This window comes from Waterburya sp., from assembly GCF_058530065.1.
This window is the reverse complement of the sequence record NZ_JBZNBU010000383.1, coordinates 1-1,440: the sequence shown is the minus strand read 5'-3', so window position 1 is coordinate 1,440 and position 1,440 is coordinate 1. Positions and strand designations below refer to the sequence as shown.

General features: G+C 42.4%; 1 protein-coding gene. It reads right to left on the bottom strand.

Annotation, left to right across the window (positions count from 1 at the left end):
- Nucleotides 1-1,440, bottom strand: a 1,440-nt coding sequence (locus AC33VI_RS22555; RefSeq protein ID WP_491784511.1) for a serine hydrolase, incomplete at both ends; no start/stop codon positions are given.

Genomic DNA, 1,440 nt, shown 5'->3' with positions numbered 1-1,440 from the left:
ATTTCAAGAAGTCCTCACCTTGAGTCAAGTCGGTAATAATAGCTGTTCCATCTAAAGAGAGTGTAAAGCGATCGCTCCCCTCACCACCCGTTAAACTATTACTGCCAGATAAACCAGTTAAAGTATCATTACCTTCTCCACCAAATAAGGTATCATTTCCTTTACCCCCATTGAGATAATCGTCTTCGCTACCGCCAAAAAGTTGGTCATTCCCTGCATTAGCTATCAGGCGATCGCTACCTGCATCCCCAAAAAGAACATCATCCCCCGAACCTGCAAATAACAAATCATCACCATCGTTGCCAAAGAAAGAATTATTACCTTGGGTGTCTCGCACTAAATCGTGTCCTGCACCACCAGAGAGAATATCGTTATCTTTGCCACCTTCTATAGTATCTTGACCATCACCACCAATCACCGAATCTCTGCCTTTGCCACCTTCTAATAAATCATCCCCTACACCTCCATTGAGAAAGTCATTATCTCGATCGCCAGAAAGAATATCGTTTCCTTCTTTGCCAAACAAATAATCATCACCTTTGCCACCGTCTAGAAAATCATTACCCACACCTCCGTCAAGAGCATCTAGACCTTTGTTGCCGAGAATAATATCGTTACCATCATTGCCATCGATCGCAACATTGTTGCATGTCCCCAGTTTATAGTCATCACCTTCAGTCCCATTAATTACCGAACCATTATTAAGCCCTAAAGTATTGGCAATGGACGCTTTATAAGCTTGAACAAGTAAATCTTCTCTACCAAATTGGTTTTGATTTACCAAAACCGAAATGGTCGTATCGCTATTTTGAAAATAATTTACCTGAGATTGATATCCAGGAAGTCCACCAGACATACTTCTGGTCTCGCCCCAAGGCAATTTAGTAGGATATACCCCAAGACCAAATTGAGCCAATCGAAATTCAGTGCTGCCTCGCTCAAAGCCCGTCTCGACATAGTCAAATATCTCAGCGGTAGATTCTGGGGATAATAAATCTCCCGAAGCTAGAGAGTCGAAAAATCTGGCTACATCTTCGGCACTAGAAACTATCGAACCAGCACCGTAAGCAATTTCTGTGTTAATAATACTGTAGTCTTCTAAGATGCCATCTTGTCCTAGACTGCCATCGGCGGTAAAAACATCTTCATAACCTCTGGCACGCTTTTCTAGACTTACATCTTCAGTAGTGAAAAAAGTATTATTGAGTCCTAATGGTGAGAGGATTTCTTCGACTAAAATTTCCTCAAAAGATTTACCAGTTTCGATGCGCGTTCCCTTGCGCCTGTCGTCGACGCGGGGTCGCATCGCTTCCTCAGCAATTAAACCAGCAATTATATTACCCGTATTAGTATATGTCCATTCCTCACTAGAACGTCCTCCTGAGAAAAGAGGTTTGCCAAAAGCATAAGCAACCAAATCTTCTGGCTGCCAATCTCTAT